Genomic DNA, 17,795 nt, shown 5'->3' on the forward strand with positions numbered 1-17,795 from the left:
TACTCGCGTGCGAGACGCACCATGGCCGCGCTTTGCCCCCGCTCGACACGATCGCTCGCGGCGCTGTCACCCCTGCTCACCGCCGCGCTGCTCCTCGGCGGCTGCGGCGCAGAGCCGGAGGACACCGCGGCAGCGGCGCTGCGCCTGCGCTTCCCGGAGCACGCGGACGCCGTGCTGTCGGCGCGCGAGGCGTTCGCCCCGGCGGTGGACGGGTTCCGGCTGGCGGCGGCGGAGCGGGGCGGGGCGAGGGCCGGCCGGCCGGAGGTGGCGCTGCCTCGCGAGGGGAGCGGCGCGATCCGGTTCCGCACGCCGGCAGGGACCGAGGTGCGGGTGCGGGAGCTCGGCGCCGCGGGGGCCGGCCGGACGGCGGAGCGCGCGATGAGCTACGGGCGCGCGGGCGGGACGTCGTTCTGGACGGCGACCGACGAAGGCGTGGAGGAGTGGCTGCTCCTCGAGGCGGGCATCGCGCGCGGCGGCGAGCCGGTGGCGGCGTGGGAGGTGGAGGGAGCGACGCCGCGCGAGCGCGGCGAGGCGGTCGAGCTCGTGGACGAGCCGAGCGGCGCGCCCGTCCTGCGCGTGACGGCGCCGCGCGCGTACGCGGCGTCGGGGCGGGCCGTGGCCGCGGCGCTCCGGGTGCGGGGCTCGCGCATCGAGCTGTCGGTCGACGCGGGGGGCGAGGCGGTGCTCGTCGATCCCCTGTGGGAGCCAGCGGGCCGGATGAACTATCCGCGCAGCTACACCAGCGCGACGCTGCTGCCGAGCGGCAAGGTCCTGCTCGCTGGCGGAGCCAACCTCGGCGTGAGCAGCCTCGACACCGCGGAGATCTACGATCCGGCGGACAACAGCTGGACCCTCGCGCCGCGCATGCACGCGCGTCGCTTTGCGCCCGCCTCGGTGAGATTGCAGGACGGTGACGTCCTCGTGGTGGGCGGGTACGTCGGAGATCCTGCGGAGGCGACCCGCTTCAGCGCGGAGCGGTACGACCCGGCGGCCGACACCTGGACCCTCACAGAGCCTGCCCTCGAGCCGCGCGAGGAGATGACCGCGACGTTGTTGCGGAGTGGCAAGGTGCTCGTGACGGGCGGGCTCGGCACCCTCGATGGCAGGTGGGTGTACCTGTCCAGCGCGGAGCTGTACGACCCGATCACGAACACCTGGAGCCCCGCGGCGCCCATGGGCGAAAGGCGCGGTCGCCATGCCGCGATTCTGTTGCCGAGCGGCGAGGTCCTGGTGACGGGTGGAATCAGTGACCCGGGCGACACCGCGGAGCTGTACGATCCGGCGGCCGACACGTGGCGCTCCGCGGGCTCGATGACCAGCAGGCGCTACGAACACACGATGACGCTGCTGCAGAGCGGCAAGATCCTGGTGACGGGCGGGATCGCCCCCGTGGACGCAGAGGTGTTCGATCCGGCGACGGGCACCTGGACGCCGACGGGCCCGCTGAATCGGCCGCGCTCGCGTCACGCCGCGGCGCTGCTGCCGAGCGGCAAGGTGCTGGTGGTGGGCAGCTCGAGCGGGGCCGGCGATTCCGCCAGCGCGGAGCTGTACGACCCGATGACCAACGCATGGGTCTTGACGGAGCCCATGGACAGCATGCGCGATATCACCACGGCGACACCGCTGCTGAACGCCGAGGTGCTCGTCGCCGGCGGCGCCACCAGCTACGCGGAGCGGTACACGAGCCACGGCAGCGCGTGCACGTCGGACGACGACTGCGGGAGCTACGTCTGCGCGGAGGGCGTCTGCTGCGAATCGCGGTGCGCCGAGCCCTGCCATACCTGCGCCCTGAGCCCTGTCGTCGGCCAGTGCGTGCCCCAGCCCAAGGGATGGGATCTCCGCATGGACTGCGCGCGCGAGGGCTGTGACGGCACGTGCGACGGATTCGGGGCCTGCGCTGCCATCCCCCTGGACGGCGCGTGCTTTCCGGCCGTGTGCGTCGATGAGACGCACAGCCTGGCCGCCGTCCGCTGCCTCGCGCATGGGGGCACGTGCGCTGACCCGGGCGTCGAGACCGAGACCAGGGATGTCCTGGACTGCGCGGCCTACCGCTGCGATCCGGTCAGCGGCGCCTGCAAGGACGGGTGCGACTCCATCCATGACTGCGCGCTCGGGTTCGTCTGCGATCTGTCGGGCCGCTGCGTGCCCGTCCCGCCCGCCCCGAGCCCCCGTTGCAGCGCCGCGCCGGCGGCCGCCGCGGCCACCGGCGGCCGCTGCCTCGGAGCCCTGCTCGTCGCGCTCCTCGCGGCAGCGGCGCGGAGATCGTCGGTCCGCCGCGGTGAGCCGACGCGAGCGCCGGAGGTCTCCTGATGTCCCCGCCTCGCTCGCTGCGGTGCCCTCTGCTGCGCGCCTGCGCCCTGCTCGTGGCCACCGCGTCCCTCGCCGGCTGCAGCGCAGAGCTGGAGTCGCCCGCGTCCGCGACCCTGCGCCGGCTGTTCCCCGAGCACGCCGCCGCCGTGATCGCGGCCCGCGAGGCGTTCGTCCCCGGCGCGGCGGGGTTTGTCCTGGGAGCTGCCGAGGCGACCGGGCGACAGCGGCCTTCCGTGGTGCTGCCCCGCACTGGCAGCGAGCCGATACGCTTTCGCACGCCGGCGGGGACGGAGGTGCGGGTGCGGGAGCGCGGCGTTCTGGGGGCGAGCACCATCGAGGGCCGGGCCGTGGCCTACCGGCGGGCGGGCGGAACCTCGTTCTGGACAGCGACCGACGGGGGCGTCGAGGAATGGCTGCTGCTCGACGAGGGCGTCGCTCACGGGAGCGAGCCGGTCGCGGCGTGGCAGGTCGACGGAGCGGCGCCGCGCGCCCGCGGCGGCGCGGTGGAGATCGTGGACGAGGCGCTCGGAGCGCCCGTGCTGCGCGTGACGGCGCCGCGCGCCTACGCGGCCTCGGGGCGGCCCGTGACCGTGGCCCTCCGGGTGCGAGGCTCGCAGATAGAGCTGTCGGTCGACGCGGGGGGCGAGGCGGTGCTCGTCGATCCAGCGTGGGAGTCCGTCGGCATGATGGTCACTCCGCGCGCGGTTCACACCGCGACGCTGCTGCCGAGCGGCCTGGTCCTGTTGACGGGCGGACGAGGGCACGGCTTCGGCATGGATGAGGTTCTGGCGAGCGCCGAGCTGTACGACCCGACGGCCGACACCTGGACCCCCGCGCCTCCGATGCAGCGCGCTCGCATCGCGCACACCGCGACGCTGCTGCCGGACGGCAGGGTCCTGGTCGCAGGCGGCGAAGAGCCGGACGTCCGCTTCGCCGCGGAGCTGTACGATCCGGCGACCGATACGTGGACCCACACGGGCCCGATGCAGCGCGCTCGCACCGGGCACACCGCGACGCTGCTGCTGGACGGCAGGGTTCTCCTGGTGGACGGTTCTACCGTAGACGACGGCGAAAGTTACGCGGAGGTGTACGACCCGGCGACCGACGCCTGGGGGCTCACGAGCCCGACGCCGAGCTCCCGGACCTGGCACACCGCGACGCTGCTGCCGAACGGCAAGGTCCTGGTCGCGGGCGGCTACGACCTGGACGGCGTCGTGGACACGGCGGAGCTGTACGACCCCGCGACCGACACCTGGACCGCGACGAGCCCGATGTTCCACAGGCGCGCCGGGCATGTCGCGACGCTGCTGCCGAACGGCAAGGCCCTCGTGGCAGGCGGTGACGGGCTACAAGAGGGAGGTGTCCCCGCTTCCCCGCGGGCCGAGGTGTACGACCCGGCGACGGACACCTGGAGCCCGGCGGGGCGGCTCCAGCGCGGGCGTCGATACTGCACCGCCACGGTGTTGCCGAGCGGCCAGCTCCTCCTGGCGGGCGGCCAGGAGGATGAGCGAGGCCTCAGGCTCGACAGCGCGGAGCTGTACGATCCGGCGACGGACACCTGGTCCTTCACGACGCCGATGAGCATCGCGCGCGAGCAGCACACCGCGACGCTGTTGCCGAGCGGCGAGGTCCTGATCGCGGGTGGGTACAGCGACGGCGGCTACGCGAGCGCAGAGCGGTTCGGCCTCGCTCTGGGCGAGTCCTGCGCCGGGGCATCCGACTCGAGCGCGTCCGGCTGCCTCTCCGGCAGCTTCTGCGTCAATGGCGCCTGCTGCGACGCGCTCTGTCCCTGCGGCGCCTGCGACGCCGAGGGGCACTGCGGCCCGACGGGCAGCCCAGCGAAGGTCGGCATGATCTGCGCGGACGAGGTCGCGTGCGCTGACGCGACCCACAGCGTCCCGCCGGCGCGATGCACGCTGGCGTTGTCCACCTGCCCGGAGCCGGTTTCCATCGACTGCATCGCCTACCGATGCGACGACCAGAGCGGCGCCTGCAAGACGAGCTGCGCCTCGCTCGACGACTGCGCGCCGGACTTCGTCTGCAACTGGCGAGGCCACTGCGTCCCGCCCCCACCCGCGCCCGCCGCCGCGGCCGACTGCAGCGCCGGGCCGGGCCGGGCCGCCTCCGGCGCGGCCGGCGCGGCTGGTGTGCTGCTCGTCGCGCTCGGCGCGCGGCGCCGAGCGCGCATGACGGCGTCGCGGCGGGAGGCTAGGCGGGCCGGGGCAACGCTGCTCTACTCGGCGCCACGAGACGCGCCGTGCCGGCACCACCCGCTTCCTTGAGACGATCGCTTCCGATGCCATCTTCCCTGCTCGCGGCCGCGCTGCTCGTGGGCGGCTGCGGCGCGGAGCCGGAGGACACCGCGGCCGCGGCGCTGCGCCTGCGCTTCCCGGAGCACGCCGACGCCGTGCTGTCGGCGCGCGAGGCGTTCGCCCCGGCGGCGGACGGGTTCCGGCTGGCGGCGACCGAGCCCGGCGGGACGTGGCTCCGGGCTGCGCGGCCGGAGGTGGAGCTGCCCCGCGACGGGAGCGGCGCGATCCGGTTCCGCCTCGCGGAGGGCGGCGAGATCCGGGTGAGGGAGCTCGGCGCCGCGGGCGAGGGCGCGATGGCAGAGCGCGCGGTGAGCTACCGGCGCGCGGGCGGGACGTCGTTCTGGTCCGCGACCGAGCGCGGCGTGGAGGAGTGGCTGCTGCTCGACGAGGGCGTCGCGCGCGCGGGCGAGGTGGCGGCGGCGTGGGAGGTGGAAGGGGCCGTGCTGCGCGAGCGCGGCGCGGCGGTGGAGCTCCTGGACGAGCAGAGCGGGGCGCCGGTGCTGCGCGTGACGGCGCCGCGCGCCCATGCGGCCACGGGGCGGCGCGTGACCGTGGCGCTCCGGGTGCGGGGGGCGCGCATCGAGCTGTCGGCGGACGCGGGCGGCGAGGCGGCGCTCGTGGATCCCGCGTGGGAGCCGGCGGGGCGAACCAACGTCGAAATCAGGCGAGATCACACCGCGACGCTGTTGCAGAGCGGCAAAGTCCTCGTGGCGGGCGGTATCGACTGGCCCGACGCTCTCGCCGACGCGGAGCTGTACGACCCGACGGACGACACCTGGAGCCTCGTGGGCCCGATGCTCGTAGCGCGCTCCCGCCACACCGCGACGCTGCTGGAGAGCGGCGAGGTCCTCGTGCTCGGGGGGGAGCACGACGACCCCTCCGAGATCGTGCCCGTCAACGCCGCGGAGCTCCACGACCCGGAGACCGGCACCTGGAAGCCCAGATCATCCATGGTCACGTCACGGGCTGAGCACACCGCGACGCTGCTGGAGAGCGGCGAGGTCCTCGTGGTGGGCGGAGCGGCGGGACCCCGCACGCTCTCCAGCGTGGAGCTGTACGACCCGGAGACCGACACGTGGACCTCCGCGGCACCGATGAACGAGGCTCACGAACGCCACGCTGCGGTGCTCTTGCGGCCGAGCGGCAAGGTCCTCGTGGCGGGAGGGATGGGAGGCATCCGTGAGCTCAGGAGCGCGGAGCTCTACGACCCGGAGACCGACACCTGGACGCCCACGGGGGCGCTGCCCGGAGGCAATTCGTTCTCCTGGGCCCCCGTCGTCATGGCGCCGCTGCCGAGCGGCGAGGTCCTGGCCGTGGGCACTCGGGGAGCGGCGCGGTACGATCCGACAGCCGGCACCTGGTCCCCCACGGGACCGATGATCGGACGGCGCCCCTCGCCCAGCGCGACGACGTTGCGCAACGGCATGGTCCTGGTCGCGGGTGAGCCCTCCTCCTCGGACACCGCGTCCTACAGGAGCGTGGAGCTGTACGACCCGGAGACCGACGCCTGGACCGAGACGGCGCCCACGAACGGCTTCCACGGCGACCACTCCGCGACACTGCTGCTGAGCGGCGATGTGCTGCTGGTCGGCGAATCCGTGTACCCAGAGCGGTATTCGATCGTCGGACTCCGGTGTGCGTTGGACGCCGAGTGCGGGCGCGGCGCCTGCGTCGACGGCGTCTGCTGCGAATCGCAGTGCCTCGAGCCCTGTCACTCGTGCGCCATGCCCTCGTCGCTCGGCCGCTGCGTCCTCCAGCCGAAGGGCTCGGATGCTCGCGGCGAATGCGCGCGCGAGGGCTGCGATGGATCGTGCGACGGGCTCGGCGCCTGCTTCGCGGTGCCCAAGGACGGCGTGTGCGCCCTGGCGCAGTGCCGCGACGCGACGCACAGCGTGGCGCAGGTCCTCTGCCCCGCCGATGGAGCCAGCTGCGCGGGCCCGAGCAGCGAGGCCCGGGAGGTCGTGGATTGCGCGCCGTACGATTGTGATCAGGTCAGCGGCACCTGCAAGGTCGAGTGCGGCTCGTGGCAGGACTGCGCGCCGGGCCATGCATGCGACTTCTCCGGCCGCTGCGTGCCCGCTCCGCCCGCCGCGAGCCCGGGGTGTAGCGCCGGGCCGGCCACCGCGGAGGCGGGCGGCTCCAGGGCCGGCCGCGGCGCCGCGCTCCTTGCGCTCCTCGCCGTCGTGCAGCGGAGCGCCTCGGTCTTCCGGGGCCGATTCCCACGGCGGCGGAGGGACTCCTGATGTCCCCGCGCGGCTCCCTCAGGTGCGTTCTGCCGCGCTTCGCCGCGCTGCTCTGGGCCGCCGCGTGCCTCTCCGGCTGCAGCGCCGAGGTGGATCCGCCTGCGTCCGCCGCCGCCCTGCGCCGCCAGTTCCCGGACCAGTCCGCGGCCGTGCTCGAGGCGCGCGAGGCGTTCGTCGGCGACGCGGACGGGTTCCATCTGGGCTCGGCGGAGGTGAACGGGAGACCGGCGCGGCCTCACGTGGTGCTGCCCCGGGAGGGCAGCGAGCCGATCCGGTTCCGCACGCCGGTAGGGGTCGAGGTGCGGGTGCGAGAGCTCGGGGCCGCGGGGGAGGGCATGGCGGTGGAGCAGGCCGTGGCCTACCGTCGGAGCGGGGGGACGTCGTACTGGTCGGCGACCGAGCGCGGCGTGGAGGAGTGGCTGCTGCTCGACGAGGGCGTCGCGCGCGGCGGCGAGGCGGTGGCGGCGTGGGAGGTGGAGGGCGCGAGGCTGCGCGGGCGCGGCGAGGTGGTGGAGCTCGTCGAGGAGGGGAGGGGGACGGCGGTGCTGCGGGTCTCGGCGCCGCGGGCGTATGCGTCCTCGGGGCGGCCTGTGGCCATGGCGCTCCGGGCGCGGGGCTCGCGCATCGAGCTCACGGTGGACGCGGGCGGCGAGGCGGTGCTCGTCGACCCGTCGTGGGAGCTGACCCATGGCGCGATGAACGTCGCGCGGAGCGGTCATACCGCGACGCCGTTGCCGAGCGGCCTCGTCCTCGTGGCGGGCGGGCGGGGCGACGGCTCTCTCGACGAGACGAGCACCACGCTCGACAGCGCGGAGCTGTACGACCCGGCAACCGACTCCTGGAGCTTCACGGGGAGCATGAAGCACGCGCGCAGAGGGCACAAGGCGATGCTGCTCTCGAGCGGTGAGGTCCTCGTCGTGGGCGGTGACGTGGAGGTTGCCCACGAACTTGGCGGCATCGATCTCGAGACCGCGGAGCTCTATGAGCCGAAGACTGGCACATGGACCGACGCGGCGCCGATGCGTCTCGCCCGCATCGGTCACACGGCGACGCTGCTTCCGAGCGGTAAGGTCCTCGTGGCGGGCGGGGGCAAGAATAGCTTCTTTACCGAGAGCGTGGAGCTGTACGACCCCGAGTCCAATCGGTGGGAGCCCATGGCTCCGATGAGCTACCCGCGCGCTGGGCACAAGGCGATGCTGCTCTCCAACGGCAAGGTCCTCGTGGCGGGCGGACGTTACATTCCCGGCGTGCTCGCCACGGCGGAGCTCTACGACCCCGAGGCCGATCGGTGGGAGCTCACGGCTTCGATGAACCACGCGCGCAATGGTCTCACGATGACGTTGCTGCCGAATGGAGAGGTCCTGGCGGCGGGCGGCCGGCACCCTGACGGCACCTGTATCGCGCGCGCGGAGCGATACGATCCGGAGGCCAGGAGCTGGACGCTCACGAGCCCGATGAACAGCGGGCGGACGAGCTACAGCGCATCGCTGCTACCCGACGGCACCGTCCTGTTCGCGGGCGGATTGACCGACAGCTATTTCTACCTGAGCAGCGCGGAGCGGTACGACCCGGCGGTCGATACCTGGACCTTCACGACCTCCATGAGCTCCCCGCGCATCGGGCACACCGCCACGCTGTTGTTGAGCGGCGAGGTGCTGGTGGCAGGGGGGACTTACTCTGACATCACGTTCGCCGAGAGCGAGCGGTTCGGCCAGGCCCGCGGTGAGGCGTGCACCGCGACGACCGCGTGCTTGTCCCCCGATATCTGCGTCGACGGCACCTGCTGTGACGTGCCATGTCCCTGCGGCACCTGCGGCGCCCCGGGGACCGAGGGGCGCTGCGGCGAGACAGGCAGCCCGGAGAAGGCCGGCTCGATCTGCGCGCCGTCCAGGTGCGACGGCGACCGCCGCATCTTCGAGGCGGTGCGGTGCACGACGGCGTCCTCCGCCTGTGCCACGCAGGTGAGCGTGCCCTGCGTCGCCTATCGATGCGATCCGGAGCGCGGCGCCTGCAAGCAGAGCTGCGCCTCGATCGACGACTGCGCACCGGGCTACGCCTGCAACCTGCGCGGCCACTGCGTACCGGCCCCGTCCGCGCCGGACGCCGCGTCCGGCTGCAGCGCCGGGCCGGGCCGGGCCGCCCCCGTCGCGGCGTGCGCCGCCGGTGCGCTGCTCGTCGCGCTCGGCGTCGCGCGCCGTCGGCGACGCCCGGAGATCATCCGGCGAGCGGTCGCGTAGCAGATGCGGGCGCTCGCGGCCGCGCTCCAGCAGCGAATGGGCGAGGCGCACGTGACGGCCGTCGACGGCGTGAACCCGTTCGGCTACATCGCCGCCGCCGTGGATGGCGTGATGGGGCTGGCCCGCGCGGCGGGGATCGAGGCGCCCTCGAGCCGCGCGGGCAAGGCCGAGCGGCGGTCGGGAGCGGGGACGACGCCGGACCTGGCTGAGGCTCGGCGCCGGGATGCCCGAGGCGAGGCCGACCGACGCGCGCTGCGCCGGGCGCCGCGGCGCGCGCTAGGCGGGCCGGTGCAACGCTGCTCTACTCTGCGGCAAGCGGTCTTCATGCCTTTGCCATCATCCAGCTCGCGGCGCGTAGCGCGCCTGTTGCCATGGCTTGCAGCCGCGCCGCTCGTCGGCGGCTGCGGCGCGGAGCCGGACGACACCGCGGCCGCGGCGCTGCGCCTGCGCTTCCCGGAGCACGCGGACGCCGTGCTGTCGGCGCGCGAGGCGTTCGCGCCGACGGCGGGCGGGTTCCGGCTCGCGTCGACCGAGCCCGGCGGGACGTGGCTCCGGGCTGCGCGGCCGGAGGTGGAGCTGCCGAGGGACGGAAGCGGCGCGATCCGGTTCCGCCTCGCGAAGGGCGGCGAGATCCGGGTGAGGGAGCTCGGCGCAGCGGGCGAGGGCGCGATGGCAGAGCGCGCGGTGAGCTACGGGCGCGCGGGCGGGACGTCGTTCTGGGCGTCCACCGACCGGGGCGTCGAGGAGTGGCTGCTGCTCGAGGAGGGCGTCGCGCACGGCGAGGCGGTGGCGGCGTGGGAGGTGGAGGGGGCGCTGCTGCGCGAGCGCGGCGCGGCGGTGGAGCTGCTGGACGAGCAGAGCGGGGCGCCGGTGCTGCGCGTGACGGCGCCGCGCGCCTATGCGGCCACGGGGCGGCCCGTGACCGTGGCGCTGCGGGCGCGGGGGGCTCGCATCGAGCTGTCGGCGGACGCGGGCGGCGAGGCGGCGCTCGTGGATCCCGCGTGGGAGCCGACGAGCCGAATGAACGTCGCACGCTGGCAAGGGAGCACCGCGACGCTGCTGTTGCCGAGCGGCAAGGTCCTGGTGGCGGGCGGCTCCGACGTCATAGGCGTCGAGACTTCCAGCGCGGAGCTGTACGAGCCGACCACCGACACCTGGACGCTCGCGGCAAGCATGCGCTCAACGCACCGCGCTCACACGGCGACGCTGCTGGAGGACGGCAAGGTCCTCGTGGTCGGCGGGGGGCACATGCGGCGCATCAGCGCGGGGAGTGGGGGATACGAGGCGGTGACCGTCGACGCCGTGGAGCTCTACGAGCTCACGACCGACCGCTGGACGGACGGCGCATCCATGGCCGAGTCGCGGCTTGAGCACACGGCGACGCTGCTGAAGAACGGCAAGGTCCTGGTGGCGGGCGGAAAGAGGGGAACCCGCGTTCTTTCCAGCGCGGAGCTGTACGATCCCGCGACCGACACCTGGACCACCGCGGCACCGATGAACGCCGCTCGCTCGACGCACGCTGCGCTCTTGCTGCCGAGCGGGGAGGTCCTCGTGGCGGGAGGGTTCGTGTACGACGCTCCCGCCGGCAGCACGGAGCTATACGACCCGGTGGCCGACTCCTGGACGCTCACGGGCTCGATGACCGAGGGTGAATGGGTCCCGGTGGCCCTGGCGCAGCTGCCGAGCGGCGGGGTCCTCGCGGCGGGCAGACTGGGCGCGGAGCGGTACGATTCAGCGGCGGGCACCTGGACCCGCACGAGCCCGATGATCGCGCATCAGGGCGTATACAGCGCGACAACGCTGCACAACGGCACGGTCATGGTCGTCGGTGAGTCCACCAACGTGGACGATCCTTCTGCCAGGACGGTGGAGCTGTACGACCCGGAGGCCGACACCTGGACCCTCACGGCATCCACGAGCGGTTCGTACTCGGACCACACCGCGACACGTTTGCTGGACGGCGGTGTGCTGCTGGTTGGCTCTTCGGAGTATTCCGAGCGGTACTCGATCATCGCCGCCGCGTGCGCGTCCGATGCCGATTGCGGGCACACCGCGTGCGTCGACGGCGTCTGCTGCGAATCGCGGTGCTCCGAGCCCTGTCACTCGTGCGCCATGCCCTCGTCGCTCGGCCGCTGCGTCCTCCAGCCGAAGGGCTCGGATGCTCGCGACGAATGTGCGCGCGAGGGCTGCGATGGAGCGTGCGACGGGCTCGGCGCCTGCTCCGCCGTGCCCAAGGACGGCGTGTGCGCCCCGACGCAGTGCCGCGACGAGACGCACAGCATGGAGCAGGTCCTCTGCCCCGCCGATGGGGCCAGCTGCGCGGACCCGAGCAGCGAGGCCAGGGGCGTCGTGGACTGCGCGCCCTACGACTGCGATCAGGCCAGCGGCGCCTGCAAGGTCGAGTGCAGCTCGCTGAAGGATTGCGCCCCGGGCCATGTCTGCGACTTCTCCGGCCGCTGCGTGCCCCCGCCGCCCGCCGCGAATCCGGGTTGCGGCGTCGCGCCTGCCGTCGCGGCGGCGGCGGGCGCCTCCAGGGCCGGCCTCGGCGCCGCGTTCCTCGCGCTCCTCGCCGTCGCGGCGCGGAGATCCTCGGCTTTCCGGGGGAAGCACGCGATGCGGCGGGGGGGCTCCTGATGTCCCGGTTCGGCCTCCTCAAGTGCGTTCTGCCGCGCTTCGCCGCGCTGCTCTGGGCCGCCGCGTGCCTCTCCGGCTGCAGCGCCGAGGTGGATCCGCCTGCGTCCGCCGCCGCCCTGCGCCGCCAGTTCCCGGACCAGTCCGCGGCCGTGCTCGAGGCGCGCGAGGCGTTCGTCGGCGACGCGGACGGGTTCCATCTGGGCTCGGCGGAGGTGAACGGGAGACCGGCGCGGCCTCATGTGGTGCTGCCCCGGGAGGGCAGCGAGCCGATCCGGTTCCGCACGCCGGCAGGGGTCGAGGTGCGGGTGCGAGAGCTCGGGGCCGCGGGGGAGGGCATGGCGGTGGAGCAGGCCGTGGCCTACCGTCGGAGCGGGGGGACGTCGTACTGGTCGGCGACCGAGCGCGGCGTGGAGGAGTGGCTGCTGCTCGACGAGGGCGTCGCGCGCGGCGGCGAGGCGGTGGCGGCGTGGGAGGTGGAGGGCGCGAGGCTGCGCGGGCGCGGCGAGGTGGTGGAGCTCGTCGAGGAGGGGAGGGGGACGGCGGTGCTGCGGGTCTCGGCGCCGCGGGCGTATGCGTCCTCGGGGCGGCCTGTGGCCATGGCGCTCCGGGCGCGGGGCTCGCGCATCGAGCTCACGGTGGACGCGGGCGGCGAGGCGGTGCTCGTCGACCCGTCGTGGGAGCTGACCCATGGTGCGATGAACGTCGCGCGGAAAGTTCATACCGCGACGCTGCTTCCGAGCGGTAAGGTCCTCGTGGCGGGCGGCTGGGACGTGCAATACGCGAAAGAGACGTTCCTCACCCTGGACAGCGCGGAGCTCTACGACCCGGTGACCGACTCCTGGAGCTTCACGGGGAGCATGAACTACGCGCGCGGCGAGCACACGGCGACGCTGCTCTCGAGCGGCAAGGTCCTCGTGGTGGGCGGCCAGCTGGCTGACTTCCATAATGGCATCCTCCACAAGAGCGCGGAGCTGTATGACCCGGAGACCGGCGCATGGACGGCCGCGGCGTCGATGGCTTTCGAGCGCCATGGGCACACGGCGACGCTGCTCTCGAGCGGCAAGGTCCTCGTGGTGGGCGGCCCTGGCGATATCCAGCCCGGGCGCGTGGAGCTGTATGACCCCGAGACTGGCCAGTGGACGTTCACGGGGCCGATGATCCAACCGCGCATCTGGCACGCGGCGACGCTGCTCCCGAGCGGCAAGGTCCTCGTGGCGGGCGGGTCCAGCCCGTTGGGCCCGTTGTTGGCCAGCGCGGAGCTGTACGACCCTGAGGCCGACCAGTGGGAGGTGACGGGGGCGATGAACCACGAGCGCGCTTTTCACACGATGACGTTGCTGAAGAATGGCGAGGTCCTGGCGGCGGGCGGCAGGCATCCTGACGGCACCGGGATCGCGAGCGCGGAGCGCTACGAGCCGGAGGCCGGGCGCTGGACGCTCACGAGCCCCATGACCGACAAACGGGAGGTCCACACCGCAACGCTGCTGCCCGACGGCCAGGTCCTCGTGGCGGGTGGATACGGCGAGCGCAGGCTCCATCGCAGCGCGGCTCTGTACGACCCGGCGGTCGATACCTGGACCGCCACGAGCCCCATGAGCCACGCGCGCGTCGAGCACAGCGCCACGGGGTTGTTGAACGGCGAGGTGATGGTGGCAGGGGGAGGGAACGCTGATTCCTCCTCCATCGCGGAGGCCGAGCGGTTCGGCTCTGCCCGGGGCGAGGCATGCACCGCTGCGTCCACTTGCTTCCCCCCCAACGTCTGCGTCGACGGGGTCTGCTGCGACGCGCCCTGTCCCTGCGGCACCTGCAGTGCCCGAGGGGCGGAGGGGTACTGCGGCGACGCGGGCAGCCCGGCGAAGGACGGCTCGATCTGCGCGCCGTCCAGGTGCGACGGCGACCGCCGCATCTTCGAGGCGGCGCGGTGCACGCCGGCGTCCTCCGCCTGTCCCACGCAGGTGAGTGTCCCCTGCGTCGCCTATCGATGCGATCCGCAGCGCGGCGCCTGCAGGCAGAGCTGCGCCTCGATCGACGACTGCGTGTCGGGCTACGTCTGCAACCTGCGAGGCCACTGCGTCCCGGCCCCGCCTGCGCCGGACGCCGCGTCCGGCTGCAGCGCCGGGCCGGGCCGGGCCACCCCCGTCGCGGCGTGCGCCGCCGGTGCGCTGCTCCTCGCGCTCGGCGTCGCGCGCCGTCGGCGACGCCGCGCCGCCGGCGCGCTCGGCACCCTCGTCGCGCTCGCCGCCGCCTTCAGCGCGGAAGCCGCCGCGCTTGCCCAGCCGGCAGCGGCTCCGGCCTCCCCCGCGCCGCCTGCGGCGTCGCCGCCCGCCGCAGCGGCTCCGGCCTCCCCCACGCCGCCTGCGGCGTCGCCGCCCGCCGTGGCCCCGGCCTCCTCCGCGCCGCCTGCGGCGTCGCCGCCCGCCGCGGCCCCGGCGCCGCCGCCCGCCGCCTTGCCGCCCTCGGACGCCGAGCCTCCGCCCGCCGCGAACCCCGTCGCCGAGGCGCGCGCCCACTTCGAGCGCGGCCTCGATCTGTATCGCCAGGGCGCCTGGGAGCCCGCGCTCGCCGAGTTCCTCGCGTCGCGGCAGGACTATCCGACCTGGAGCGCCACCTCGAGCGCGGCGCTGTGCCTCCAGCAGCTCCGCCGCTACGACGAGGCGCTCGCGCTCTTCGAGACCCTGCTCGCCGACTTCGCGCAGCGGCTGCCGCCGGAGACCAGGAACGCCGCGCAGCAGGCCGTCGTCCGGCTGCGCGGGCTGGTCGGCACCGTCGACGTCGCCGACGCCGAGATCGGCGCCTCGATCATGGTCGACGGCCAGCGCCGCGGCGATTACCCGCTGCCCGCCCCGCTGCGCGTCGGCGCGGGCAGCCACGTGATCCGCGTCTACAAGGACGGCTTCGAGCCGTTCGAGACCCGCGTCGACGTCGCCGGAGGGCAGGTGGTCCGCATCCTGTCGCGCCTCCAGAAGCTCGTCGAGTCGGGGCGCCTGCGCGTCACCGAGGGGAATGGCAAGGCGCTCGACGTGCTCGTCGACGGCTACACCGTCGGCAAGACGCCGTGGGAGGGGCCGCTCTCGCCCGGCCAGCACACGGTGGTGCTGCGCGGCTCGGGCGACCTCGGGACCATGCCCGCCTCGGTGATCATCCGGCTCAAGCAGACGACGCCCCTCGCCCTCCGCGCCGAGGAGCTGAGCGCGACGCTCCGGATCGAGCCCACGCCGGTGTGCGCGAGCGTCACCGTCGACGGCGTGGCGCTCGGCAGCGGCATCTGGGAGGGGCGCCTGAGCCCCGGCCGGCACCGGATCGAGGTCGCCGCGGGCGGCTTCGTCACCGCGCGGCGCGAGGCGGTCCTCGCCCGCGGCGCGCGCACGGTCGTCTCCGTGCCGCTGGAGCGCGTGCAGCTCGAGCGCCCTCCGGGGCGGTTCCTCGTCGAGCTCGACGCGGGCCCGGCGTTCCTGCCGTCGTTCGGCGGCGCCGCCGCGGTCCAGTGCACGGGATCGTGCTCGCTGGGCGTCGGCGTGGGCGGCCTCGGCGCGGTCCACGCGGGCTACGAGCTCTGGTCCGGCTTCGGCTTCGGCGTGACGACCGGCTACCTCCAGGTGCACCAGACCGTGACCGCCCGGCGCATGTCGCTGCAGATCCAGGACATCCTGCCGGACAGCGCCGGCGAGGCCGACGACGCCCTCGCGCTCAGAGGCTTCCTGGCGGGCGTCTGGACCGGCCTGTCGCTCGGTGACCGCCACCGCTTCTCGGTCCGGCTCGGCGCCGGCGCCCTGCTCGGCACCGTGCGCGACGAGCGCACCGGCACGTTCACCTCCGGCAGCGGCATGGAATTCCACCTCGATCCCACGGTGGCGCAGGACCCCGCCAGGTTCTTCGTGATGACGCCGGAGGTGCGCGGGGGCCTGCGCCTCGGGGAGCACCTCGAGGTGACGGCCGGCCTCGCGGCGGCGGTCCTGGTCCGGCTGAAGGAGCCCCTGTGGACGAACCCCCCGGAGGGCGCCTACGGCCGGATCGACCTCGATAGCGGGTACTTTGCCAGGTTCGAGCAAGAGTCGCTCGCCGGCACGGTGATGGTCGTGATCGCGCCCAAGATCGGGATGCGCTACACGTTCTGACGTGGCGTGGGGGGGTCGGCCTGCCTGGCCCGCCCCGTCCTGTGGGAACGCAATAATCCGGCGTGGCAGCACGGATGCCCTGGGCTCGCGGGTCGAGGTAGCATCGCGATTGAGGCCTCGCCTACATCTTCTAGAGTAAAGCTTTCTTGTGGACGGCAAGACCTTGAGCGGACGGTACACCCTGGTCCGCCTCCTCGGCCGAGGAGGGATGGGGGCTGTCTACGAGGCCGACGACGCGGAGCAGGGGCGCCGCGTGGCCGTGAAGGTCATGAACCGCGAGATCGTCCACAGCCGATCTGCGATGGAGCGGTTCGAGCGCGAGGCGAGGGCCGCGAGCGCCATCCAGACCGAGCACATCGTCCGCGTGCTCGACACGGGCGTGGACCGCGAGACGGGCTCGCCGTTCCTGGTGATGGAGCTGCTCCGCGGCGAAGATCTCGCGCAGCTCCTCTCGCGCCTCGGCCCGCTGCCCCCGCGGGTCGCGCTCCGGATCGTGGCGCAGGCCTGCGTCGGCCTGCAGAAGGCGCACGACGCCGGCGTCGTGCACCGCGACATCAAGCCCGCCAACCTGTTCCTCGCCCAGCGCGAGGAGGGCGCCGGGCTCATCGTGAAGCTGCTCGATTTCGGCATCGCCAAGATCAAGCCGGCCCACGAGCCGCGCCGGGACACGACGGGGCTCACCCGGTCCGGGAGCATGCTCGGGACGCCCCGCTACATGTCCCCGGAGCAGGCGCGGGGCATCAAGGACATCGATCACCGGACCGACATCTGGGCGCTCGGGATCGTCCTTTACCACGCGCTCGCGGGGCGCACGCCGACCGAGGACGTCGAGGCCTTCGGCGATCTCATCGCCACCCTGGTCGCCGACCTGCCGGCGCCGGTCCAGGACTTCGCGCCGTGGGTCGCGCCCGAGATCGCCGCGGTCGTCGACGGCGCGCTCCAGTACCAGCCCGTCGCCCGGTACCCGTACGCCTCGGTGATGCTCGACGCGATCAGGCCGATCCTCGGGGACGACCCGCTCTCGCTCGACGAGGGCATGCTGGTCCCGCTCTCGCCGTCGGAGCGCCAGGCCGCGGCGCCGAGGCTCGAGGTCCGGGCGAGCCCGCGCGTGCACCGCCGGAGCAGCGTCGCGGGCGCGGCGGCGGGGAGCGCCGCGAAGCGCTGGCGGGACCAGTCGACCGACTGCGCGACGGTGCCTGCCCTCGAGACGGAGGAGACGCCGCGGGTGACCCAGGAGGCGCCGGCGCCGCAGCGCCCCCGGAGCAGGGCGCACGTGGCGGTCGCCGCGCTGCTCGTGGCGGGCCTCGGCTGGGGCGTGACGCACCGCGCGCGCGCCCCGGCGGGCGCGGCGATGACCGGCATGCACCTCGTCTCCCGCGAGCTCTCGAGGGCGCTCCCCACCGTCCAGCGCGCGGCGCCCCCGGCGGCCGTGCAGACGCCCGTCCAGCACCGGGTCGAGCTGACGATCGTCCCCGCGGACGCCTCGGTCGAGGTCGACGGGGTGCCCGCGCCCCTGAAGGACGGCACCGTCGAGCTCACGGGCGCGCTCGGGAGCAGCCGCAAGGTGCGTGTCTTCAAGGGCAGCTCCGAGATCGAGCGCGACGTCGCCATCACCGAGGAGGGCTCGCGCCCCTCGAAGCTGCAGCTGCCGCTGCCCCGGAAGCGCGCTCCGGAGAGGCGGCCCCGGTCCGCGGCGGCGGGCGCGGTCCCCGCCGCCGCCCCCGCCGGCGCGTCGAGCGCGGCCCCCTCCAGCGGCGCGGGCGCCGCGCCGGCGGGCGCGCCGAGCGCCGCGCCCACCGCCCCGCTCGCGCACGACCCGCTCATGCCCCCGCGCTTCATCGAGTAGCCACCGCCCTCGTCCGGCCGAGCGGCGTGCCTTCGGCCCTGCGGCGCCCTCCAGGGGGAGGCGCTGCGGCGCGCGTCGCCGCGGCGGGCGCCTGCGCG

Annotated in this window: 7 protein-coding genes; all 7 read left to right on the plus strand. The window is 74.3% G+C overall.

Annotation, left to right across the window (positions count from 1 at the left end; genetic code table 11):
* Positions 1 to 21 precede the first annotated feature (21 nt).
* The 7 genes from WME83_RS52065 to WME83_RS52095 all read left to right on the plus strand — a co-directional run bounded on the left by WME83_RS52065 (position 22) and on the right by WME83_RS52095 (position 17,697).
* On the plus strand, positions 22 to 2,310 hold the full coding sequence (locus WME83_RS52065; protein WP_437317160.1) for a kelch repeat-containing protein: 2,289 nt from the start codon (positions 22 to 24) through the stop codon (positions 2,308 to 2,310).
* A gap of 53 nt (positions 2,311 to 2,363) precedes the next feature.
* Positions 2,364 to 4,592, plus strand: coding sequence for a Kelch repeat-containing protein (locus tag WME83_RS52070; RefSeq protein WP_437317161.1), 2,229 nt, complete (start codon positions 2,364 to 2,366; stop codon positions 4,590 to 4,592).
* A 14-nt stretch (positions 4,593 to 4,606) separates the two neighbouring features.
* On the plus strand, positions 4,607 to 6,865 hold the full coding sequence (locus WME83_RS52075) for a kelch repeat-containing protein (protein ID WP_437317162.1): 2,259 nt from the start codon (positions 4,607 to 4,609) through the stop codon (positions 6,863 to 6,865).
* Positions 6,865 to 9,102, plus strand: coding sequence for a Kelch repeat-containing protein (locus WME83_RS52080; protein WP_437317163.1), 2,238 nt, complete (start codon positions 6,865 to 6,867; stop codon positions 9,100 to 9,102). Before WME83_RS52075 ends, WME83_RS52080 begins: the two co-directional genes overlap by 1 nt.
* A gap of 366 nt (positions 9,103 to 9,468) precedes the next feature.
* Entirely contained in the window at positions 9,469 to 11,736 is a 2,268-nt protein-coding gene (locus WME83_RS52085) for a Kelch repeat-containing protein (RefSeq protein WP_437317164.1), read from the plus strand.
* A complete protein-coding gene (locus tag WME83_RS52090) occupies positions 11,736 to 15,851 on the plus strand; it encodes a kelch repeat-containing protein (RefSeq protein WP_437317165.1) in 4,116 nt (1,371 codons plus the stop codon). The genes WME83_RS52085 and WME83_RS52090 overlap by 1 nt, the downstream gene beginning before the upstream one ends.
* Positions 15,852 to 15,999: 148 nt before the next feature.
* Positions 16,000 to 17,697, plus strand: coding sequence for a protein kinase domain-containing protein (locus WME83_RS52095; protein ID WP_437317166.1), 1,698 nt, complete (start codon positions 16,000 to 16,002; stop codon positions 17,695 to 17,697).
* The last annotated feature ends 98 nt before the right edge of the window (positions 17,698 to 17,795 follow it).

It is taken from the genome of Sorangium sp. So ce385, assembly GCF_051474135.1.
Taxonomy (GTDB): Bacteria; Myxococcota_A; Polyangia; order Polyangiales; family Polyangiaceae; genus Sorangium; species Sorangium cellulosum_D.

Excerpts from the sequence above, each read along its gene's own strand:
- WME83_RS52090 (WP_437317165.1), top strand. The coding sequence starts at position 11,736 with ATGTCCCGGTTCGGCCTCCTCAAGTGCGTTCTGCCGCGCTTCGCCGCG.
- WME83_RS52080 (WP_437317163.1), top strand. The coding sequence starts at position 6,865 with ATGTCCCCGCGCGGCTCCCTCAGGTGCGTTCTGCCGCGCTTCGCCGCG.
- WME83_RS52075 (WP_437317162.1), top strand. The coding sequence starts at position 4,607 with ATGCCATCTTCCCTGCTCGCGGCCGCGCTGCTCGTGGGCGGCTGCGGC.
- WME83_RS52065 (WP_437317160.1), top strand. The coding sequence starts at position 22 with ATGGCCGCGCTTTGCCCCCGCTCGACACGATCGCTCGCGGCGCTGTCA.